Origin of the sequence: Xanthomonas sp. LMG 12461 (genome assembly GCF_009192935.1) — a bacterium.
In the GTDB taxonomy this organism is placed as follows: Bacteria; Pseudomonadota; Gammaproteobacteria; order Xanthomonadales; family Xanthomonadaceae; genus Xanthomonas_A; species Xanthomonas_A sontii.
The window spans coordinates 76,604-97,963 of the sequence record NZ_NQYT01000026.1 but is presented as its reverse complement, the minus strand read 5'-3'; the positions used below and the strand labels follow the sequence as shown (position 1 = coordinate 97,963).

At 68.3% G+C, this 21,360-nt stretch carries 15 protein-coding genes and 1 riboswitch; of the genes, 12 read left to right on the top strand and 3 right to left on the bottom strand.

Features of this window, described 5'->3' with window-relative positions; genetic code table 11:
* Positions 1 to 48: 48 nt before the first annotated feature.
* From CEK68_RS07475 to CEK68_RS07460, 4 genes are all read left to right on the top strand, one after another.
* Positions 49 to 2,463 (top strand): ribonucleoside-diphosphate reductase subunit alpha, encoded by a 2,415-nt coding sequence (locus tag CEK68_RS07475; protein WP_017908331.1) that lies wholly within the window; start codon positions 49 to 51, stop codon positions 2,461 to 2,463.
* Between the two features lie 108 nt (positions 2,464 to 2,571).
* Positions 2,572 to 3,612 (top strand): ribonucleotide-diphosphate reductase subunit beta, encoded by a 1,041-nt coding sequence (locus tag CEK68_RS07470; RefSeq protein ID WP_010340146.1) that lies wholly within the window; start codon positions 2,572 to 2,574, stop codon positions 3,610 to 3,612.
* Positions 3,613 to 3,703: 91 nt separating this feature from the next.
* The gene (locus CEK68_RS07465; protein WP_152239014.1) at positions 3,704 to 4,264 is read left to right on the top strand and encodes a flavodoxin; all 561 of its coding nucleotides are present in this window, start codon (positions 3,704 to 3,706) and stop codon (positions 4,262 to 4,264) included.
* 88 nt (positions 4,265 to 4,352) lie between these two features.
* Positions 4,353 to 4,685, top strand: a complete 333-nt coding sequence (locus CEK68_RS07460) for a thioredoxin family protein (protein ID WP_017911175.1) — start codon at positions 4,353 to 4,355, stop codon at positions 4,683 to 4,685.
* A gap of 1,022 nt (positions 4,686 to 5,707) precedes the next feature.
* Here CEK68_RS07460 and CEK68_RS07455 read toward each other — a convergent pair.
* A complete protein-coding gene (locus CEK68_RS07455; protein WP_152239013.1) occupies positions 5,708 to 6,613 on the bottom strand; it encodes a LysR family transcriptional regulator in 906 nt (301 codons plus the stop codon).
* A 99-nt stretch (positions 6,614 to 6,712) separates the two neighbouring features.
* Between CEK68_RS07455 and CEK68_RS07450 the strand changes: the two genes are divergently transcribed.
* From CEK68_RS07450 to purU, 7 genes are all read left to right on the top strand, one after another.
* Complete coding sequence (locus CEK68_RS07450) at positions 6,713 to 7,966, top strand: MFS transporter (RefSeq protein WP_152239012.1); 1,254 nt, start codon at positions 6,713 to 6,715, stop codon at positions 7,964 to 7,966.
* A gap of 25 nt (positions 7,967 to 7,991) precedes the next feature.
* Positions 7,992 to 8,372 (top strand): VOC family protein, encoded by a 381-nt coding sequence (locus CEK68_RS07445; RefSeq protein ID WP_152239011.1) that lies wholly within the window; start codon positions 7,992 to 7,994, stop codon positions 8,370 to 8,372.
* Positions 8,373 to 8,573: 201 nt separating this feature from the next.
* Positions 8,574 to 9,455, top strand: a complete 882-nt coding sequence (locus tag CEK68_RS07440) for an NAD-dependent protein deacetylase (RefSeq protein WP_152181578.1) — start codon at positions 8,574 to 8,576, stop codon at positions 9,453 to 9,455.
* Between the two features lie 27 nt (positions 9,456 to 9,482).
* Entirely contained in the window at positions 9,483 to 10,640 is a 1,158-nt protein-coding gene (locus CEK68_RS07435) for an NADH:flavin oxidoreductase/NADH oxidase (protein WP_193314132.1), read from the top strand.
* Positions 10,641 to 10,698: 58 nt separating this feature from the next.
* On the top strand, positions 10,699 to 11,577 hold the full coding sequence (locus tag CEK68_RS07430; protein ID WP_152239009.1) for an NAD(P)-dependent oxidoreductase: 879 nt from the start codon (positions 10,699 to 10,701) through the stop codon (positions 11,575 to 11,577).
* 121 nt (positions 11,578 to 11,698) lie between these two features.
* On the top strand, positions 11,699 to 12,139 hold the full coding sequence (locus tag CEK68_RS07425) for an XVIPCD domain-containing protein (protein WP_017908683.1): 441 nt from the start codon (positions 11,699 to 11,701) through the stop codon (positions 12,137 to 12,139).
* Positions 12,140 to 12,407: 268 nt separating this feature from the next.
* Positions 12,408 to 13,259 (top strand): formyltetrahydrofolate deformylase, encoded by an 852-nt coding sequence (purU, locus tag CEK68_RS07420; protein ID WP_152239008.1) that lies wholly within the window; start codon positions 12,408 to 12,410, stop codon positions 13,257 to 13,259.
* Positions 13,260 to 13,520: 261 nt separating this feature from the next.
* Here the strand turns inward: purU and CEK68_RS07415 are convergent, their stop codons facing one another.
* Entirely contained in the window at positions 13,521 to 15,521 is a 2,001-nt protein-coding gene (locus tag CEK68_RS07415; RefSeq protein ID WP_152181582.1) for a choice-of-anchor X domain-containing protein, read from the bottom strand.
* Between the two features lie 239 nt (positions 15,522 to 15,760).
* Positions 15,761 to 18,052, bottom strand: coding sequence for a 5-methyltetrahydropteroyltriglutamate--homocysteine S-methyltransferase (gene metE / locus CEK68_RS07410; RefSeq protein ID WP_152239007.1), 2,292 nt, complete (start codon positions 18,050 to 18,052; stop codon positions 15,761 to 15,763).
* Between the two features lie 210 nt (positions 18,053 to 18,262).
* Positions 18,263 to 18,516, bottom strand: a riboswitch (cobalamin riboswitch).
* Positions 18,517 to 18,967: 451 nt separating this feature from the next.
* Here metE and CEK68_RS07405 point away from each other — a divergent pair.
* The gene (locus CEK68_RS07405) at positions 18,968 to 21,358 is read left to right on the top strand and encodes a DEAD/DEAH box helicase family protein (RefSeq protein ID WP_152239006.1); all 2,391 of its coding nucleotides are present in this window, start codon (positions 18,968 to 18,970) and stop codon (positions 21,356 to 21,358) included.
* Positions 21,359 to 21,360 lie beyond the last annotated feature (2 nt).

The window sequence follows — 21,360 nt, the reverse complement described above, 5'->3', positions numbered from 1 at the left end:
CTGCCTGCGAGGGTCGGGCGGCCGCGTGCACCACGCTTGGAGACCTTCATGAGCCAGACCCACAGCCTGCCGGCCACCGCGTCCGTCGACGCCGCCGTCGACCCCACGACCGCTGCCGCCACTGCCCAGCCTGAGCCGACGGCCAGCAGCGAGCCGAGCAACGACCAGCGCGCCGTGACCTGGATCGTCAAGGACGGCGGCAACCGCCGCATGGCCTTCGACCGCTCGCGCCTGCAGCGCACCCTGGACCGGATCCACGCCGAGTTCCCGCAGCTGGACGTGAGCGACTACGAGCGCAAGGCCTTCGCCTTCATCGAGAAGAAGGAAAGCCTGTCGGCCGACGACATGGTCGACTACCTGATCCGCGAGGCCGAGTCGCGCGTGGACATCGCCACGCCGGAGTGGGAGTACTTCGCCGCGCGCCTGTACCTGGACCGCCTGTACAAGCGCGCCAGCAAGAACCGTTTCTACGATGCCGGCGAGAAGTACGGCTCCTACGTCGGCCTGCAGGAAAGCCTGGCCGACCGCGGCGTGTACTCGATCGACATCCTCAAGAACTACTCCAAGGACGAACTGGCCGAAGCCGGCCGCATGATCGATCCGGAGCGCGACAAGCTGTTCGCCTACAACGGCCTGTACCTGCTGGCCACGCGTTACCTGGCCACCGACAACTCGCGCAAGGTCTACGAACTGCCGCAGGAGCGCTGGCTGACCATCGCCCTGTACCTGATGCAGGACGAGAAGCCGCGCGAGCGCCGCATGCAGCTGGTCGGCGAGGCCTACTGGGCGCTGTCCAACCTGTACATGACCGTGGCCACGCCGACCCTGGCCAACGCCGGCAAAATCGGCGGGCAGCTGTCGAGCTGCTTCATCGACACCGTCGACGACAGCCTGCAGGGCATCTACGACTCCAATACCGACGTGGCGCGCGTGTCCAAGCACGGCGGCGGCGTCGGCGCCTACCTAGGTTACGTGCGTTCGTCCGGCTCGGCGATCCGCGGCGTGAAGAACTCCAGCGGCGGCGTGGTGCCGTGGATCAAGCAGCTCAACAACACCGCCGTGTCGGTGGACCAGCTCGGCCAGCGCAAGGGCGCCATCGCCGTGTACCTGGACATCTGGCACCGCGACATCGAGGCGTTCCTGGACCTGCGCCTGAACAACGGCGACCAGCGCCTGCGCGCGCACGACGTGTTCACCGCGGTGTGCGTGCCGGACATCTTCATGGAAGCGGTGGAGCGCCGCGGCGAGTGGTACCTGTTCGACCCGCACGAGGTGAAGGAGGTCAAGGGCTGGTACCTGCAGGACTTCTTCGACGAGAAGCGCGGCGAAGGCAGCTTCCGCGCCCGCTACGAGGAAGTGGTGGCCGACGAGCGCATCGGCCGCAAGGTGGTCAAGGCCATCGACATGTTCAAGCGGATCATGGTCAGCCAGCTGGAGACCGGCAATCCGTTCATGTTCTATCGCGACGAAGTCAATCGCATGAACCCGAACAAGCACCAGGGCATGGTCTATTCCAGCAACCTGTGCACCGAGATCCTGCAGAACATGAGCCCGACGCGGGTCATCCAGGAGATGATCAGCGGCGACCAGATCGTCACCACCAAGCAGGCCGGCGACTTCGTCGTGTGCAACCTGTCCTCGGTGAACCTGGGCCGCGCGGTCACCGCGCAGCCGGACCTGCTGTCGCCGGACATCCTGGAGCGGCTGATCCGCGTCCAGGTGCGCATGCTCGACAACGTCATCGACCTCAACGAGCTGCCGGTGCCGCAGGCCACCATCACCAACCAGAAGTACCGCGCGATCGGCCTGGGCACCTTCGGCTGGCACCACCTGCTGGCGCAGAAGGGCATCGACTGGAATTCGCCGGACGCCGAGGCGTACAGCGATTCGCTGTACGAGCGCATCAACTACCTGACCATCCAGGCGAGCCTGGCGCTGGCCAAGGAGAAGGGCGCGTACAAGGTGTTCAAGGGCAGCGACTGGCAGAACGGCGAGTACTTCACCAAGCGCGGCTACGACAGCGCCGAGTGGCAGGAACTGGCCGCGCAGGTGAGCGTGCACGGCGTGCGCAACGCCTGGATGGTGGCGGTGGCGCCGAACATGAGCACCGCGCAGATCGCCGGTTCCACTGCGTCGATCGACCCGATCTACAGCGCGTTCTACTACGAAGAGAAGAAGGACTTCCGCCGCCCGGTGGTGGCGCCGGGGCTGACCGTGGACACCTATCCGTATTACGAGAAGGGCGCCTACAAGGTCGACCAGTTCGCCAGCGTGCGCCAGAACGCGCGCCGCCAGCGCCACGTCGACCAGTCGATCAGCTTCAACTTCTACGTGCCCAGCGGCATCCGCGCCAGCACCCTGCTGGACCTGCACATGACCGCGTGGAAGGAAGGCCTGAAGACCACCTACTACGTGCGCTCCAACGACATCGACATCAGCGAGTGCGAGTGGTGCTCGAGCTGATCGCCGGCGTCTGACGCCCGCGCCGCGCGGCAGGCCGGTCCTGCCGCGCGCGTCCCGCATTCCCGCGCCGCCCGCCGGCGCCGTTCACCCGACTATCGAAGCACATCCATGGCCATCGCGCTCGACCGCATCAAGATCCTCGAACCGCTGCACCCCAACCGTTCCACCGGCATCATCAACGGCACCACCAGCGGCATCCTCAACTGGAACGACATCCCGTACCCGTCCTTCTACCGGGCGTACAAGGAGCTGTCGACCAACTTCTGGATCCCCGACGAAGTGGACATGAAGGGCGATGCCAAGCAGTACGGGGAGCTGTCGGCGCGCGAGAAGAACGCCTACGACTCGATCATCGGCCTGCTGGCCACGCTGGATTCGCCGCAGACGCGCTTCATCTACAACGTCGCCGAATACATCACCGACCCGGCCGCGCACGCCAACGCCGCGATCATCGGCCAGCAGGAAGTGATCCACAACGAGAGCTACTCGTACGTGCTGGCCTCGATCGCCGGCCTGGCCGACCAGAACCGCGTGTTCGAGATCGCGCGCACGCATCCGACCATCATCGCGCGCAACCAGCCGATCATGCAGGCCTACGACGACTTCATGCGCGAGAAGACCGCAGAGACCCTGCTGCGCTCGCTGATCCAGTCCTCGATCCTGGAAGGCATCAACTTCTATTCCGGCTTCGCGTATTTCTACAACCTGGTGCGGCAGAACCGCATGACCGGCACCGGCAAGATCATCAGCTTCATCAACCGCGACGAGCTGGCCCACACCAAGTTCATCAGCGAGCTGATCCGCGCCATCATCGGCGAGAACGCCGAGTTGCAGACCAACGAACTGACCGACTACGTGCACCAGGCCTTCGAGCATGCGATCCGCCTGGAGACCGAGTGGTCCTCGGAAGTGCTCGACGGCATCGAGGGCATCGACGTGGACGAGATGATCCAGTACGTGAAGTACCGCGCCAACAAGATGTCCGGCATGCTCGGCATCGAGAAGCTGTACAGCGGCGCCAGCGACAACGTGATGCCGTGGATCAAGGCCTACGCCGACAACTTCACCGAGACCAAGACCGACTTCTTCGAGATGCGCAACGCCAGCTACAAGAAGACCAACTCGGACAACGGCTTCGACGATCTGTAAGGAGCCGGGATTGGGGAATCGGGAATGGGGATTGGCAAAAGCAAACCCCGCCCTGACGAATCCCGAATCCCCATTCCCGAATCCCCGCCCCATGCACATCCTGCTCGCCTACGCTTCGCTCAGCGGCAACACCCGCGACGTCGCCCGCCGCGTGCATGCGCAGTGCGAGGCGGCCGGGCACGCGGTCACCTGGATCCACACCGACCTGCAGACGTTGCAGGGCGCGCTCGGCGACGCCGCGCGTGCGGCGGACTTCGACCTGCATCTGCTCGGCAGTTGGAGCGACAACGCCGGGCGCACGCCGGCGGAGATGAAGCGCTATATCGCCGAGCTGGTCGAGGCGGCCGGCAAGACGATCGAGGTGGCGGCGTTCGGCACCGGCGAAACGCAGTGGGGGCTGGAATACTACTGCGGGGCGGTCAAGCGCATCGCGCGGTTCTTCGACAGTGTTTATCCATTGCTGGAGATCGAGCAGATGCCGCATGGCGACCGCGACAACGCTGCGATCGACGCGTGGTGCGCGCAGGTGCTGGCGTTGCGCGCGGCGCGCGCGTCATTGGCAGGCGCAGTGCCGGTGGCCGCTGCCGAGCCGGTTTCCGCGGGCGCGGCTGGCTTCGCTGCGAGGGTATTGCCGTTGCCTGGCAGCGGCTGACGCCGTCGTCGTTCATCCGTTTTCCTGGCATCGCCGGCGTCCCCATCGCACGCCGGGCTTCTTCCGACATCAGACAAGGTTTCGTTCCATGCTCACCACCATCACCGTCTCCAGTGCCGAACAGTTCGCCGATGCCCTCGCCGCGCACCCGCGTGTGCTGGCCGATTTCAACAAGGACAACTGCCCCGGCTGCCGCATGCTCGACAAGTCGCTGGAGCGTTTCGCCGAGGGCGAGAGCGCGCAGGGCGTGACCCTGCTCAAGGTGAAGATGGAAGACGTGGGCGAGGAGTTCTTCCGCGCGCAGGGCCTGCGCCAGACGCCGACGCTGATGCTGTTCCGCCAGGGCGAGGAAGTGGCGCGGGTGCCAGGCTTCGTGCCGCCGGCCAAGATCGACGAAGCGGTGCGCACGCATCTGGGCTGAGCGCGTCGCGTTCCTCGTACCTCGTATCTCATAGGAGCGGCTTCAGCCGCGACGGGCTTCACCGATAGAGCTTATCGCTGCCAAAGCTCACTCTTGCGGTTGTGCTTGTCCGACGCGTAAATCAAGCAGCAACAGCAATAGCAATAGCAATAGCAACGGCTTTCGCCTTGCGGCGAGTTACTTTTCTTTGCTTGTGCAAAGAAAAGTAACCAAAAGAAAGCGCGCCCTGCCTTGCGCCCTCCGCGCTGCGCGCTCCGGGTCCGCGGATGCACCGGGGATTCGCGGAAGGGGCATCCTGCCCCTGCCGCCCTTCGGGTTTTTCCCCGGTCCATCCGCCGCTGCGGAAGGGAACCCAGTAAGTCAAAAACCAACGCAACATTAATAGCAAAAGCTATTGCGGATACCGCGCATACATACGTCATTGCATGGTGATGCGCCTGACCTCGGCACGCCGGCACAGCCACCTGTAAGCCACGCACAACCGCGCCTGCAGCTTCTTCGAAAACCAACGTCGTTGCGTGTCCACCGCGATCAACAGCCGACATGGGCTACCACGCGGAGCGCATTCGCTGGCGGACACTGGAATGACGCGGGCGTGCACTGCAGCGGCAGTCGCTTCGGCCTTTGCTGTTGCTTCGGCTTTTGACTTACCGGCCGGTTCCCTTCCGCAGCGGCGGCCAGTGCGGGGAAACACCCGAAGGGCGGCGTACATGGATGTACGCCGTCCGCGGCAGGGGCAGGATGCCCCTTCCGCGGATCCCCGTGCTGGACGCGGACCCGGAGCGCGTAGCGTGGAGGGCGCGTAGGCAGGGTGTGCTTTCTTTTGGTTACTTTTCTTTGCACAAGCAAAGAAAAGTGACTCGCCGCAAGGCGAAAGCCTTTGCTGTTGCTGTTGCTGCTGCTTGATTTACACGTCGGACAAGCACAGCCGCACGAGTGAGCGTTAGCAGCGATAAGCTCTATCGGTAAAGCCCTTCGGGGCTAAAGCCGTTCCTGCATTGCTGCTAGGGGAGTGCAGCCCCCTACCCACGCCTGCCCGCCGCATGCCCCTGCGCCAACTGCCACAGGTGGCGCACGATCGGCATCGCCTGTGCGGTGGCCGGCAGCGCGGCCAGGGCCAGGCGCGCCATCGGCACGCGGCCTTCGATGTCCAGGTAGCGCACGCCGGGCAACTGCACCTGCGCGGTCGAGGCGGGGACCACCGACACGCCCAGTTCGGCGGCCACCAGGTTGACGATGGACGACATCTGCGGCGCTTCCTGTTCGATCTTCAGCTCGAAGCCGGCCTGGCGGCAGGCATCGAGGATCTCGTCGTACAGGCTGGTGCCGAAGCTGCGCGGGAACAGGATGAACGGTTCGCCGGCCAACGCCGACAGCGGCGCGCGGCGGCGCCTGGCCAGGCGATGCGCCGCCGGGACGGCGATCTTCATCGGCTCGTCGGGCAGCTTGAGCAACTGCAGTTCCGAGGGCGTGGCCACGCTGTAGCGGATGAAGGCCGCATCCAGCCGCCCCTGCAGCAGCGCGGCGAGCAGGCCGGCGGTGTTGGTCTCCTCCAGCGCCAGGGTCACCGCCGGCCAGCCGCGGCGGAAGCCGCGTACCAGGGTCGGCACGATCGGGTTGAACGCGGCCGAGGCGGTGAAGCCGAGCCGCAGCACGCCGCTCTCGCCGCGTGCGGCGCGGCGTGCGGCATCGCCGGCGCGTTCCAGGTCGGCGAGCACGCGCCGGGCTTCGGTGCGGAAGGCGCGGCCGGCATCGGTGAGTTCGGCGCCGCGCGGCGTGCGCACGAACAACGGCGTGCCCAGTTCCTCCTCCAGTGCGCGGATCTGCTGGCTCAGCGGCGGTTGTTGGATGCCCAACTGCGCGGCGGCGCGGGTGAAGTGCCCGGCCTCGGCCACGGCCAGGAAGTAGCGCAGGTGGCGCAGTTCCATGTCATATCCAGAACATATGGAGAGTGGGGCGATCATATATTGGACGCCGGGTGACGGCAGGCGAATACTGGCCATCCGTTTTCCGCCGCGACCCACACCGTGAACGCCTCCAGCCAATGCCCGCCGGTGCACGCCGTGGACGATGCGCCGCTGTTGCGCATCCGCCTGGCGCTGTTCCTGGCCGGCTTCGCCACCTTCTCGCTGCTGTACAGCGTGCAGCCGCTGTTGCCCGAGTTCGCACGCGAGTTCGGGCTCAGCGCGGCGGCCAGTTCGCTGCCGCTGTCGCTGGCCACCGGCGGCCTGGCGATCGCGATCTTCTGCGCTGGCGCGGTGTCGGAAACGCTGGGACGGCGCGGGCTGATGTTCGTGTCGATCGCGCTGGCCGCGCTGCTCAACCTGCTGGCGTCGTGCCTGCCGCACTGGGGATCCCTGGTGGTGGTGCGCGCGCTGTCCGGCATCGCCCTGGGCGGCGTGCCGGCGGTGGCGATGGTGTACCTGGCCGAGGAACTGCCGGCGAGCCGGCTCGGCGCTGCCACCGGGCTGTATGTGGCCGGCAATGCGTTCGGCGGCATGGTCGGCCGCATCGGCATGAGCATGCTCACCGACCACTTCGACTGGCGCGTCGCGCTGGCCACGCTGAGCACGGTGGATCTGCTGGCCGCGGTCGGCTTCGTGTGGCTGCTGCCGCCGTCGCGGCACTTCGTGCGCCGCCAGGGAGTGAATCTGCGCTTCCACCTGCGCGCCTGGGGCGGGCATCTGCGCGATCGCCACCTGCCGTGGCTGTTCGCGATCCCGTTCCTGGCGATGGGCGTGTTCGTCAGCGTCTACAACTACGCCGGCTTCCGCCTGGGCGGGCCGGAGTTCGGGCTGAGCCAGAGCCAGCTCGGCATGATCTTCAGCGCCTACGTGTTCGGCATCGTGTCGTCCTCGGTCGCCGGCGCCGCGTCGGACCGGTTCGGCCGCGGCCCGGTGGTGCTGGCCGGCATCGCCATCGCGGCGCTCGGCGTGGCGCTGACGCTGGCGCATGCGCTGGTCCCGGTCATCGCCGGCATCGTGCTGCTGACCATCGGCTTCTTCGTCGCGCATTCGGCGGCCAGCGCCTGGGTCGGGCGCCTGGGCGGGCAGTTCAAGGGCCATGCCGCGTCGCTGTACCTGCTGGCGTACTACGCCGGCGCCAGCGTGATCGGCTCGCTCAGCGGCGCGGCGTGGCAGCACGGCGGCTGGAGCGCACTGGTCGCGTGTTGCCTGGTGTTGCTGGGCATCGGCCTGGTCGCCGCGCAGGTGCTGCGCCGCGGCGCCGACGACAGCCGCCCCTACGGCCGCTTCGGGCCGCATCCGCCGCGCGGCGAGTGAGCCGCCCTCCAACGAGCATTCCGCAATGCAGATCGACCATCTCGACCATCTGGTCCTCACCGTCGCCGACATCGACGCCAGCTGCGCGTTCTATGCGCAGGTGCTGGGCATGCGCGTGGTGACCTTCGGCGAAGGCCGCAAGGCGCTGGCGTTCGGCGCGCAGAAGATCAACCTGCATCGGCATGGTCACGCGTTCGACCCGAAGGCGCGGGTGCCCACGCCGGGCTCGGCCGATCTGTGCTTTCTCACCGCCACGCCGCTGGCGCAGGTGGCCGAGGAACTGCGCGCTGCCGCCGTGCGGATCGAGGACGGGCCGGTGCAACGCACCGGCGCCCGCGGCCCGATCCTGTCGCTGTACTTTCGCGATCCGGACGGCAACCTGATCGAGGTCGCCAACCCGTTGTGATGGGAGCCGCGTTGGCACCAGACCTGTGCCGTCCGCGCGCTGCCTGACCCTGACCCTGTGCCGCCGCCGGTCCGTCGTTCGTGCCGAGCGCTGTCCACACCTGCGGCAATCACAGGCCTTGTGTTGCCGGCCAGCACGCACTACATACAGCGGCACGGCCGCCGCAATGGCGCGCGCCTTCACACCGACGGGAGCCGCCTGATGTCGCAGTTGCTGCAGGATCACCCCGCGTCCGCACAGCCAGCGGCGTCCGCGCTGGAAGCGTTCGTCGACCGCCATCGGCGCCTGTTCGTGCTGACCGGTGCCGGCTGCAGCACCGACTCGGGCATTCCCGACTACCGCGACGCCGCCGGCGACTGGAAGCGTGCGCAGCCGGTGACCTACCAGGCCTTCATGGGCGAGCTGGCGACGCGGCAGCGCTACTGGGCGCGCAGCCTGCTCGGCTGGCCGCGCTTCGGCCATGCCCGGCCCAATGCCACCCATGCCGCGCTGGCGCAGCTGGAAGCGCGCGGCCAGGTCGAAGTGCTGCTGACCCAGAACGTGGATGGCCTGCACCAGGCCGCCGGCAGCCGCGCCACCATCGACCTGCACGGGCGTCTGGACGTGGTGCGCTGCATGGGCTGCGAGCGGCGCATGCCGCGCGAGGCGTTCCAGCAGCACCTGCTGCAGCACAACCCGCAGTGGGCGACGTTGCAGGCCGCGCCGGCGCCCGACGGCGATGCCGACCTGGAGGGCGAGGATTTCGCCAGCTTCGTGGTGCCGGCCTGCACGCACTGCGGCGGCGTGCTGAAGCCGGACGTGGTGTACTTCGGCGAGAACGTGCCGCGCGAGCGTGTGGCCAGCGCCTTCGCGCATCTGCAGCGCGCCGACGCGGTGCTGGTGGTGGGTTCGTCGCTGATGGTCTATTCCGGCTTCCGCTTCGTGCAGGCCGCGGCCAAGGCCGGCCTGCCGATCGCCGCGGTCAACCTGGGCCGCACCCGCGGCGACGATCTGCTGAGCCTGAAGCTGGAGCAGCCGTGCGCGCAGGCGCTGTCCTTCCTGCTGCCGGCGGCGGCGCGCGTTCCGAATCCCGGCACGAACTGATCCATCGGCAGTGGTTGATCGCGCCGCATGGCAGGAGTGCAATGGTCGCTTGCCGCGCCGCGCGCGGCGTTTCCATGGATCCGTATCGTGAGTCACTTGTTCTCGCCCCTCGCGCTGGGGCCGCTGTCGCTGTCCAACCGCATCGTGATCGCGCCGATGTGCCAGTACTCGGCCGAGGACGGCCGTGCCAGCGACTGGCATGTGCAGCATCTGGGCCAACTGGCGCAGTCCGGCGCCGGGTTGCTGATCCTGGAGGCGACCGCGGTGGAGCCGCGCGGGCGCATCAGCTACGCCGATCTGGGCCTATGGGACGACGCCACCGAGGCGGCGCTGGCCACGGTGTTGCGTTCGGTGCGGCGTTGGTCGCCGATGCCGCTGGGCATCCAGCTCGCGCATGCCGGGCGCAAGGCGTCCACGCACAAGCCCTGGGACGGCGGCGGCGCGATCGCGCCCGAGCAGCCGAACGGCTGGCAGACGGTGGCGCCGTCGGCGCAGGCATTCGCCGACGACGGCCCGTCGCCGCAGGCGCTGGACCTGGCCGGCATCGACGCCATCGTCGAGGCGTTCGTGGCGTCGGCGCGGCGCGCCGAGCGACTCGGCTTCGAGCTGATCGAATTGCATGCCGCACACGGCTACCTGCTGCACCAGTTCCTGTCGCCGCTGAGCAATCAGCGCGCTGATGCCTATGGCGGCAGCCTGGAGAACCGCATGCGCCTGCTGCTGCGCGTGCATGCGGCGGTGCGCGCCGCGGTGGCGCCGAGCATCGCGGTGGGCGTGCGCATCTCCGCCACCGACTGGGTCGACGGCGGTTGGGACCTGGCGCAGAGCGAGGCGCTGGCGCAGGCATTGCAGGCGCAGGGCTGCGATTATCTGCACGTATCCAGCGGCGGGCTGGACCGGCGTCAGCGCATTCCGGTGGCGCCCGGCTACCAGGTGCCGCTGGCCGAGGCGCTGCACCGCGCGGTGCGCATGCCGGTGATCGCAGTGGGCCTGATCACCGAGCCGCAGCAGGCCGAGGCCATCCTCGCCGAGGACCGTGCCGATGCCATCGCGCTGGCCCGCGGCATCCTCTACGATCCGCGCTGGCCGTGGCACGCGGCCGCCGCGCTGGGCGCGCGGGTACGCCCGTCGCCGCAATACCTGCGTTGCGAGCCGCATGCGGCGCGCGGCGTGTTCGACGCCTGACCGGCGCGCCGCGCGCGCTGGTGGCGTCCTCCATTTCGATTCCTTCAGGGAGCCTGCAATGACGACGATTGGATTTCTCGGCCTGGGCACGATGGGCCAGCCGATCGCGCTCAACCTGCTGCGCGCCGGCCATGCGTTGACGGTCTGGAACCGCAGCGCCGCGGCGGCGCAGCCCCTGCTCGAGGCCGGCGCGCAGCAGGCCGCGCAACCGGCCGATGCGGTGCGCGGGCCGGTGCTGTTCTCGATGCTGGCCGACGACACCGCGGTGCGCGAAACCCTGCTCGATCGCGGCGCGCTGGACGCGCTCACCGCCGGCAGCGTGCACGTCAACATGGCCACCATCTCGGTGACGCTGGCGCGCGAACTGCACGCGCTGCATGCCGAGCGCGGCGTCGCCTACCTGGCGATGCCGGTGCTGGGGCGGGTGGAGGTGGCCGCGGCCGGCCAGCTCAATTTGCTCGCCGCCGGCGACGCCGCGGCACTGGCGCGGGTGCAGCCCTTGCTCGACGTCATCGGACGCAAGACCTGGTATTTCGGCGCCGCCCCGGAACAGGCCAACGCGGTCAAGCTTGCCGCCAACCTGTGCCTGGCCAGCGCCATCGGCACCATGGCCGAGGCGTCGGCGCTGGTGCGCGGGCACGGCGTGGAAGCGGCCGATTTCCTCGACATGCTCACCAGCACCGTGTTCGCCGCCCCGGCCTACCAGACCTACGGCGGCATGATCGCCGAACAGCGCTACAGCCCGGCCGGCTTCAAGGCCACGCTGGGCCTGAAGGACGTGCGCCTGGCGTTGAACGCCGGCGAGACCCGGCACGTGCCGATGCCGCTGGCGGCGGTGCTGCGCGATGCCTTCATCGAGGCGATCGCGCACGGCGACGGCGACCTCGACTGGGCGGCACTGGCCAAGGTCGCCGCGCGCCGCGCCGGCCAGACCTGAAGCGCCGACGGATCTTCAGCGGACCTTGGCGGCGCATGCCGCACACTGCGCACCCGCTTGAGCCTGGCGCGCGCTTGCCGCTAAGGTGCGGCGATTTGCTGGCGCATCACAGGAGGATGCCATGAGTCCGAATTCGTCCGATCCCGGCGACAGAGCCCCGATCCAGCCACCGCGCGCGGTGGTGCGCGAGCCCGTGCCCGGGCCCGATCACCCGGAGCATCCGGACCATCTCCTGTACGCGCAGATCCGCGAGGGCGTGCATGCGCTGGACGCCGCCTGTGGGCGCGCGCCGGACGCGATCAGCGAGCGCATGGTGGCGCGGCTGCTGCCGCTGGCCAAGGAATACGGTTTCGACCAGGTCGACCACGTGGTGCTCAGCCGCGAGATCGGCGACGTGGAGGATGGTGAGAACGTGTTCCTGGTGCGCGGCGACCTGGACGATCCGGCGCACCTGCGTGCGCACATCACCACCCACGAAGCGGTCGGCATGTCGGTGGAGGATTCGCTGGCGCGCCTGGAGAAGGTCAACCGCCGTTTGGCGCTGCGCCTGCGCCCGGAGTGAGCGCAGGCGAGTGAGCAGCGTCCTGGGTGAGGCGTCAGCTTCGATCCTGTTTCCGGGTAAGCATGGCTGAGCCCCTCTCTCTCCGGGAGAGGGGTTGGGGTGAGGGTCCGGGCGCGCAGCGCATGCGGTGTTTCGACTGCACGAGGCTTCGCCCGAACCCTCATCCGCCCCTTCGGGGCACCTTCTCCCGAAGGGAGAAGGGAGCAATAAGCCCCTCTCCCCCGGGAGAGGGGTTGGGGTGAGGGTACGGGTCCCCTATCATCCGCAGATGCGCCATGACTACATCCTGACCCTGTCCTGCCCGGACCGCACCGGCATCGTCTACCGCGTCAGCGGCCTGCTGTTCGAGCACGGCTGCAACATCCTCGACGCGCAGCAGTTCGGCGACGAGGAAAGCGGCCGCTTCTTCCTGCGCGTGCACTTCGACGTGCCGGCCGACGGCGTCGTCGCCGCGGTGAAGCTGCAATTGGAGCCGCTGGCCGCCGACTACGCGATGGACTGGCAACTGCACGACGCGCGCCGCCGCGCGCGCCTGTTGGTGCTGGTCAGCAAGCAGGGCCACTGCCTCAACGATCTGCTGTTCCGCGCGCACAGCCGGCAGTTGCGGGTGGACATCGCCGCGGTGGCCTCCAACCATCCCGACTTCGCCGCGCTGGCCGGGTCCTACGGCGTGCCGTTCCACCACCTGCCGGTGAGTGCCGCCAACCGCGCCGAACAGGAAGCGCAGTTGCTGGCGCTGGTCGAGCGCGAACGCATCGACCTGGTGGTGCTGGCCCGCTACATGCAGATCCTGTCGCCGACCCTGTGCGCGGCCCTGGCCGGACGCGCGATCAACATCCACCACAGCTTCCTGCCCAGCTTCAAGGGCGCGCAGCCGTACCACCAGGCGCACGCACGCGGGGTCAAGATCATCGGTGCCACCGCGCACTACGTCACCGGCGACCTGGACGAAGGCCCGATCATCGAGCAGGACGTGGCCCGGGTGGACCACGCCATGACCCCGCGCGAACTGGTGCGCCTGGGCAGCGACACCGAGTCGCAGGTGCTGGCCCGCGCCGTGCGCCGTCACGTCGAGCATCGCATCCTGCTCAATGGGCATCGCACGGTCGTATTTCGGTGAGGCGGGGAGTGGGGATTCGGGAATCGGGAATGGGGAGCAGCAACAGCAACAGCAACAGCGGCTAAGCACCGGCTTGCCCTAATCCATGGTCGCGGTGCCGACCGTCTGCATCGACGATCATCCCCGCTCTCCAGTCACTGCACGGTGGCATTTCCGATGAAGCTGGGAATGGGGGTCGGGAATAGGGAAGGGGACCATCAGCAGCCGCAGCGCGGCGTTCGCTCTGCCGATTCCCCATTCCCGATTCCCCATTCCCAGCCCTCAACGCGCCGCGTTGGCGTTCATCGTCGCGTTGCGGCTGGCGTCCAGGTACTGCGCCGGATCGCGCATGCCGGTGGTGTGGCACTGGCCGGTGGTGTGGCCGCGGTTGACGCCGCCCGGCAGCTGGCCGTTGACCTGCTCCACGGTGCCGTCCTCCGGATCGCTCAGCACCAGGTCCGAGGCCGCATTGCAGTAGTCGTTGGTGTACCAGTTGGTCTTGGCGAAGGAGGTGGTGTAGTAGTTCACCAGCGCCCGCGCCGAGTTGGGGATGCCGGCCAGCCAGGCCTTGGCGCCGTCGTAGGTCAGGTCGTTGTTGGTGCCGCAGCCCACGCCGAACCACGAGCCCACCGTGGCCAGGATGCCGGCCAGGTTGGTGCCCTGGTAGGGGGTGCCCACCGACTGCATCACCCGCCCGCCGCTGGCGTTGTCCAGGCCGCTCCAGTAGTACACGTACAGATGCAGCGCGGCCATGCCGCCCTGGCTGTGCGCCACCGTGCCGAACGAGTTCCACTGGCTGCCGAACTGCGCCAGGCGCTGCGCGAACTGGTCGTTGCTGCGGTTCTGGTTGACGTCCAGGAACGCGGAGGCATTGGTGAACTGCGCCACCGGCCACACGCCGCCCGAGCAGTAGCCGTGCACCAGCACCAGGCGCTTGCCGGTGGCCTGCGCCTGCATGTCGGTGGTGGCGGCTGTGCTCAGCTGCGCCGGGCGCTCGCCCATGCGCATGCTCTCGTCGATCGCGCCGGTGCTACGCGCCACGCTGCTGCGGCGCAGCGCCGGCAGGGTCAGCGGCAACGTCGCGCGCGTGGCCAGCGGCACGAAGTTGTCCGGATCCTCCACGCGCAGGTTGCGCAGGGTGAACGGCGCACGCGCGCCGGCGCGGACGATCCAGCGTTCGTCCACGCTCAGCGGCAGGCGTCCGTCCTGCGGCGCGAGCATTCCGCCGAGCCAGGCCACCGGCACCGCGCTGCCGTCGCGGCCGGTGCCCCACAGTTCGCCGAGCACGCGGTAGTGCGTCGGCGCCTGGCCGCCGCCGATGCGCACCGGGATCGGCAGGGTCAGCCGGGTGCCGGGCTGTGCGCTGGCGACGACGGCATCGGCGGTGATGCGCAAGGTGGTGTCCAGCACCGGCAGCACGTGCTCGCTGGTGCGTACGAACGCCTGGCCGCCGGCGTCGTGACCATGCACCACCACCTGCGCGATGTAGGTGCCGGTGGCGGTCGCCGGGAAGTCGCCGGCATACACGCCATCGCCCGCGGCGCCGTCGCCGTGGCGGCCGTCGTCGGCCATCGGCCACTGGCTGACGGAGCCGTCCGGCGCGATCACGCGCAGTTGCGCGGTGTCGATGCGGCCGCTGCCGGCGCTACGCGCCAGCGACACGCCGCCTTGCGCATCGATGCCGCCGAGCAGGGCGGTCAGGCCGATGCGCTGGCCGCGCTGCAGTTGCGCGCGGTCGCTGGGATAGGACGCCAGTTGCGTGCGTGGATCGCCCTCCATCAGCACGTAGCCACGCTGCGCCGTGCTGCTGCCGTCGGCCTGCAGGGTCAGGGTCCAGTCGCCGTTGGCGGCGCTGTCCACGCGGTACTCGCGAGCCGGCAGTGCGGCGCCGCCGGCGCCCAGTTGGGTGGCCTTGGCGCTGGGCGCGAGCAGCGGCGTCGTGGCGGCGGTGCCCATGCGTGCGCTGGCCGTGGCCGGTGCGTTCAGCCGCGGCTGCCAATCGTGGTCGCCGGACAGCACCACGAAGCGCAGCTTGCCGTTCTCCACCGGCAGGGTGGTGTGCCATTGCGCCGGGCCGCCGCTGCGCGCGGCGGAGAATTCCACCGGCAGCAACGCGCTCTTGGACAGGATCGCCGCTTCCGCCGGGGCGGGTGCGCGCATCTGCGCGAACTCCTCGGGCGGTCCGGCCAGTTGTTTGGGAATCAGTTCGGCCGCGTGCAGCGCGGCGGCGGGGACGACGAGACACAGGACGCAGACGGCGGACAGGTTCGACAGCTTCGGCATGACGCGCTCTCCCTGGCGGTGCTGAGAAGCAGACGCACATGCCGGAGACCGCGACGCAGTGCGCCGCCGGCAGCACGTCGGCGAGGACGCAGCGCCCCCTCGCCACGCGTTCGCCTGCGGTTATAGCCAGCGCACATTGCCGGACAAAGACGCAATGCAGCAATGCGCGCCGAACTGGGATGCCGGACATGCTGCAAGCGCAGCGATGCCCGACGCACGTGGCGCCGGGCATCGCCAGGTCACGCCGCCTGCGCGTGCTGGCTGCGCAACTGCTGCGCCGCCGCCACCATCGCCTGCAGCGCGTTGCGGGTTTCCGCCCAGCCTCGGGTCTTCAGCCCGCAATCCGGATTGACCCACAGTTGCTGCGGATCCAGCACCGCACGCGCCTTCTCCAGCAACGCCACCATCTCCTGCGTGCTCGGCACGCGTGGCGAGTGGATGTCGTACACGCCCGGCCCGATCGCGTTCGGGTAGCGGAAGCGCACGAAGGCATCGAGCAGTTCCATGCGCGAGCGCGAGGTCTCGATCGAGATCACGTCCGCGTCCATCGCCGCCACCGCCTCGATGATGTCGTTGAACTCCGAGTAGCACATGTGGGTGTGGATCTGCGTGGCATCGCGCACGCCGGCCGCGGCGATGCGGAAGCATTGCACCGCCCAGTCCAGGTACGCCTGCCAGTCGGCGCGGCGCAGCGGCAGGCCTTCGCGTATCGCCGGCTCGTCGATCTGGATCACGCCGATGCCGGCCGCCTCCAGGTCGCGCACCTCGTCGCGCAGCGCCAGCGCGATCTGCCGGCAGGTCTGCGCGCGCTCCTGGTCGTCGCGCACGAACGACCACTGCAGCACCGTCACCGGCCCGGTCAGCATGCCCTTCATCGGCCGCTCGGTCAGCGACTGCGCGTAGGTGGTCCAGCGCAGCGTCATCGGCGCCGGGCGCTGCACGTCGCCGTAGATGATCGGCGGCTTCACGCAGCGCGAGCCGTAGCTCTGCACCCAGCCATGACGGGTGAAGGCGAAGCCGTCGAGCTGCTCGCCGAAGTATTCGACCATGTCGTTGCGCTCGAACTCGCCGTGCACCAGCACGTCCAGGCCCAGTTGCTCCTGCGCACGCACGCAGCGTTCGGTCTCGGCGGCCAGGAACGCGTCGTAGGCGGCATCGTCGAGCTTGCCGGCCTTGTGCTGCGCACGCGCCTGCCGCACCTGCTCGGTCTGCGGGAACGAGCCGATCGTGGTGGTCGGATACAGCGGCAGCCGCAGCGCCGCCTGCTGTGCCTGCCGGCGCTGCGCGTACGGCGACTGCCGGCGGCCGGCGTCGTCGGTCAGCGCGTCCACCCGCCGCGCCACCTCGGCGCGATGCACGCGCGCAGAGGCGCGACGGCTGGCCAACGCATCGCGCGCCGCGTCCAGCCCCGCCTGCGCCTGCGGCTGGTCGTCCAGCGCATCGGCCAGGGTGCGAAGTTCCTGCAGCTTCTGCCTGGCGAAGGCCAGCCAGCCGACCAGTTCGCGGTCCAGCTTGGTCTCCTGCTGCAGATCCACCGGCACGTGCAGCAGCGAGCACGATGGCGCCAGCCACAACCGCTCGCGGCCGACATGGCCGGCGGCGTAGCGTGCCAGGGTCAGCGCGTTGTCCAGCGGCGTGCGCCACACGTTGCGGCCGTTGACCAGGCCGGCCGAGAGCACGCGTCCGGCCGGCAAGGCCTGCAGCACCGCGTCCAGTTGCGCCACGCCGCGCACCAGGTCCACGTGGATGCCGTCCACCGGCAGCGCCATCGCCAGCTCGAGGTTGTCGCCCAACTCGCCGAAGTAGCTGGTCAACAGCAGCTTCGGCCGCGGCGCCTGCGAAAGGAAATCATAGGCGCGGCGATAGGCAGCGCGTGCGGCCTCGTCCAGGTCCAATACCAGCGCCGGTTCGTCGAGCTGCACCCAGCCAGCGCCGGCCGCATGCAGGCGCTGCAGCAATTCGGCATACACCGGCAGCAGGCTGTCCAGCAACGCCCAGCGGTCGCTGCCGTCCACGGTCTTGGACAGCGCCAGAAAGGTCACCGGCCCGATCAGCACCGGCCGGGTCTGGATGCCCTGCGCCTTGGCTTCCAGGAACTCCACCACCGGCTTGTCGCCGCGCAGGCGGAAGTGCTGGCGCCGCGCCAGCTCCGGCACCAGGTAGTGGTAGTTGGTGTCGAACCACTTGGTCATTTCCAGCGCGTGCAGGTCCAGGCCGTGTTCCTGCGTGCCGCGCGCCATCGCGAAGTAGCCGGCCAGCGGATCGGCATCGGCCAGCGCGCGGTAGCGTTGCGGGATCGCATCGAACAGGAACGCGGTGTCGAGCATCGCGTCGTACAGGCTGAAGTCGTTGCTGGGCGGCACGTCCACCCCGGCCTCGCGTTGCAGTTGCCAGTGGCGCAGGCGCAGCTCGCGTGCGGTGTCCTGCAGTTGCGCGCCGTCGATGTCGCGGCGCCAGTAGCGTTCCAGCGCCTGCTTGAGCTCGCGCCGCGCACCGATGCGCGGGAAGCCCAGATTGGTCACGATCGTCATGTTGCGTTTCCTCATTGCGTTCAAGGGCATTGAGGAACGAAGGAACCGCGCGCCGCGCGTCCCGTTCGCACGGACCGCCCGCCACGCCAGCGACCTTCGCCCCCGCGGGCGAACCGGTACCGCGCGGGCAGGCGGACGGCGCGGCGCGGCGCAAGGCCGGGTCGCGGTCCGGCCGCCTCCCCGCGGAGGCGCCAGGTCGAATCGGAGGACGCACGGTCCTCCGGCCGGGGCCGGTATTCGGGCTGATGGACACGCGCACCACGTTGGCTGCGCACCTACTGTCCGTCGCTTCCCAGGCCGGCATGCGCCGGCCCAGTGCCATTGACGGAGGTCGTTTCCATTCACCGCTGCGGGGCAGCTCCGGAATGGGCAGGCGCTTGCGGCGCCGGCCGTCACCGGATTCCCGTTTAAATTCATCCCTTCATCCGAATGAAGCGATGAATACCTTCGGCGAGCGCACGATAGGCCGGATGCGGCGGCGGGTCAAGCGCCAGTGCGTTTTTGTCGCTAGGTCCCGGCAGCGTCCATGGCGAACGTGTAAGCTGTTGATCCCTAAGCCAATGACTTGGCGCTGCGGCGAATGCCGGTGGCGCCCGTCCGCCGTGCCGATGACGCTTCCGCTCCCCGCCGCCGATCTCCCCGCGCGCTACGCCGCCTCGCTGCGCCTGTCCGTTGCGCCGATGATGGACTGGACCGACGGCTCCCGAATTCCTTTTGTTGGCGGGTAGTTACGGCATCCGTCGTTCGCCATTTTGCAAGCAGGTTGTGTCGCCCCCCTGTCTCCGCTTAGTCCGCTCGCCTTATAGTGACCTGAGGGGAGACCGCCATGACGAGTGCCGTTGCCAGCAACCTTGGGGATCAGGTAAGCCAGACAGCCGGAAGGTGCAGCGGCTTTGAGCCGACTGACGGGCAGGCATGAACGACTCGTCTCCGCTCCTGACCGAAGCCGACACCTGCCGCGAGTTCGTGACGCCGGCGCTGCAGCGGGTCGGATGGACGCAGGCGCCCTACGCCATCGGCGAGCAGCACCAGATCACCGCCGGTCGCATCCTTCTGATCGGTGGCAAGGCTCGTCGCGCCAAGCAGCGCCGTGCGGACTATCTGCTGTACTACCGCCGCGACTTCCCCATTGCCGTCGTCGAGGCCAAGGAGGCTGGCTTGCCAGCCGAGAATGGCGTCCAGCAGGCCCGCGAGTACGCCGAGATGCTCGGCCTGCGCTTCGCCTACGCGACCAATGGTCGCCGCATCATCGAAATCGACTACACCACCGGCACCGAGCGCGAGGTCGACCGCTATGCGACGCCCGATGAGTTGTGGAAGCGCCTGAACGGTGCGAATGGTCTTCCGGCCCTTGCCCAAGAGAAGTGGCTGGAACCCTACAACCTCACCTCCGGCAAGATCCCTCGCTACTACCAGGACGCGGCCATCCGCAGCGTGGTGGAGGCCATCCTGTCTGGCCAGAAGCGGGTACTGGTGACCCTGGCCACCGGTACGGGCAAGACCAGCGTGGCCTTCCAGGTCTGCTGGAAGCTCTGGAACAGCCGCTGGAACCGCGTGGGTGAGTACCGTCGCCCGAAGATACTGTTCCTGGCCGACCGCAACATCCTCGTCGATGATCCCAAGGACAAGGACTTCATCCATTTCGGTGATGCCCGCCACAAGATCTCCAGCGCCGACCCCAGCCAGGCGCGGGACATGTACTTCGGCATCTACCAGGCCCTCACCACGGCCAACGAAGACGTGTTCCGGCAATACGCCCCGGACTTCTTCGACCTGATCGTGATCGACGAGTGCCACCGCGGCTCCGCCCGCGACAGCAGCAATTGGCGCAAGGTGCTGGACTACTTCGCGCCGGCCGCGCATTTCGGCATGACTGCGACCCCGCTGCGCGAAGAGTCCCGCGACAGCTACGAGTACTTCGGCAACCCGGTCTACACCTACAGCCTGCGTCAGGGCATCGAGGACGGCTTCCTCGCCCCGTATCGCGTGCACCGGGTCATCACCACCGCCGATGCCGCCGGCTGGCGGCCGAGCAAGTATGAGTTGGATCGCTTCGGCCGCGAGATCCCGGACGAGGAGTACCAAACCAAGGACTTCGAGCGCGTCGTGGCTCTGCGTGCCCGCACGCAGGCAATGGCCAAGCACCTGTCGGACTTCATGCGTGGCACCGACCGCTTCGCCAAGACCATCGTCTTCTGTGTCGATCAGGAGCACGCGGCCGAGATGCGCCAGGCGCTGGTGAACCTCAACGCCGATCTCGTGCGCGAATACCCGGATTACGTCTGCCGCGTGACGGCCGATGAGGGCGCGATTGGGCTCGGCCACCTGGCCAACTTCCAGGATATCGATAAGCCCACACCGGCGATCCTGACCACCTCCCAGCTGCTGACCACGGGCGTGGATGCCGAGACGGTCAAGAACGTGGTCTTGGTCCGCGTGGTCGGCTCCCGGCCGGAATTCAAGCAGATCATCGGTCGTGGCACCCGCCTGCGCGTGGACTACGGCAAGGAGTTCTTCAACATCATCGACTTCACCGGAACCGCGACCCAGCACTTCGCGGATCCGGACTTCGACGGTGATCCTGCACGCATCGAGCAGGTGACCATCGACGACCAGGGCGAGGTTGTGGCCAGCGACGTGACTGAAGCGGAGCCGCCGCCGGAATACCCGCCCGTCGAGTCCGAGGATGATCCCGAAGCCGCCGAGATCATCGGTGAAGAATCCGATGAGCCGCGCAAGTTCTACGTGGACGGCGGCAAGGTCGAGGTCATCGGTCATCTCGTCTATGACCTGGACGCCGACGGCAAGAAGCTCCAGGTCGTGCGCTATACCGAGTACTCAGCACGCACGGTGCGTTCGTTGTTCCCGAGCCGCGACGAGCTGCAGTCGAAGTGGGCCCGTCCGGATACCCGTATCGAGGTGCTGCGCGAGCTCGCCGAGCGCCATATCAGCTTCGACGAGCTGGTCGCCTCTACCGGCTACCAGGACGCAGACGCCTTCGATCTGTTGTGCCATCTGGCGTGGAATGCTCCGCTGCTGACCCGCCGCCAGCGGGTCGAGCGGGCTCGCAAGCAAACCGAAGACCTGTTCTCGAGGTATGGCGAAACCGCTCGCGATATTCTGCGCTTGCTGCTCGACCGCTATGTCGAGCGCGGAGTCATCCAGTTCAACCGTTTGTCAGAGTTGTTGAAGGTGGATCCCTTCGACCGCTACGGCACCCCTTCCGAAATCGCAGATCGCCACTTCGGCGGCGTGCCCGCGCTGCGCGAGGCCGTCACCCGGTTGCAGGCGACGCTGTATCAGTAAGC

Excerpts from the sequence above, each read along its gene's own strand:
- CEK68_RS07435 (WP_193314132.1), top strand. The coding sequence starts at position 9,483 with ATGGCAGGAGTGCAATGGTCGCTTGCCGCGCCGCGCGCGGCGTTTCCA.
- CEK68_RS07470 (WP_010340146.1), top strand. The coding sequence starts at position 2,572 with ATGGCCATCGCGCTCGACCGCATCAAGATCCTCGAACCGCTGCACCCC.
- CEK68_RS07415 (WP_152181582.1), bottom strand. The coding sequence starts at position 15,521 with ATGCCGAAGCTGTCGAACCTGTCCGCCGTCTGCGTCCTGTGTCTCGTC.
- CEK68_RS07455 (WP_152239013.1), bottom strand. The coding sequence starts at position 6,613 with ATGGAACTGCGCCACCTGCGCTACTTCCTGGCCGTGGCCGAGGCCGGG.
- purU (WP_152239008.1), top strand. The coding sequence starts at position 12,408 with ATGCGCCATGACTACATCCTGACCCTGTCCTGCCCGGACCGCACCGGC.
- CEK68_RS07430 (WP_152239009.1), top strand. The coding sequence starts at position 10,699 with ATGACGACGATTGGATTTCTCGGCCTGGGCACGATGGGCCAGCCGATC.
- CEK68_RS07460 (WP_017911175.1), top strand. The coding sequence starts at position 4,353 with ATGCTCACCACCATCACCGTCTCCAGTGCCGAACAGTTCGCCGATGCC.
- metE (WP_152239007.1), bottom strand. The coding sequence starts at position 18,052 with ATGACGATCGTGACCAATCTGGGCTTCCCGCGCATCGGTGCGCGGCGC.
- CEK68_RS07440 (WP_152181578.1), top strand. The coding sequence starts at position 8,574 with ATGTCGCAGTTGCTGCAGGATCACCCCGCGTCCGCACAGCCAGCGGCG.
- CEK68_RS07425 (WP_017908683.1), top strand. The coding sequence starts at position 11,699 with ATGAGTCCGAATTCGTCCGATCCCGGCGACAGAGCCCCGATCCAGCCA.
- CEK68_RS07465 (WP_152239014.1), top strand. The coding sequence starts at position 3,704 with ATGCACATCCTGCTCGCCTACGCTTCGCTCAGCGGCAACACCCGCGAC.
- CEK68_RS07475 (WP_017908331.1), top strand. The coding sequence starts at position 49 with ATGAGCCAGACCCACAGCCTGCCGGCCACCGCGTCCGTCGACGCCGCC.
- CEK68_RS07445 (WP_152239011.1), top strand. The coding sequence starts at position 7,992 with ATGCAGATCGACCATCTCGACCATCTGGTCCTCACCGTCGCCGACATC.
- CEK68_RS07405 (WP_152239006.1), top strand. The coding sequence starts at position 18,968 with ATGAACGACTCGTCTCCGCTCCTGACCGAAGCCGACACCTGCCGCGAG.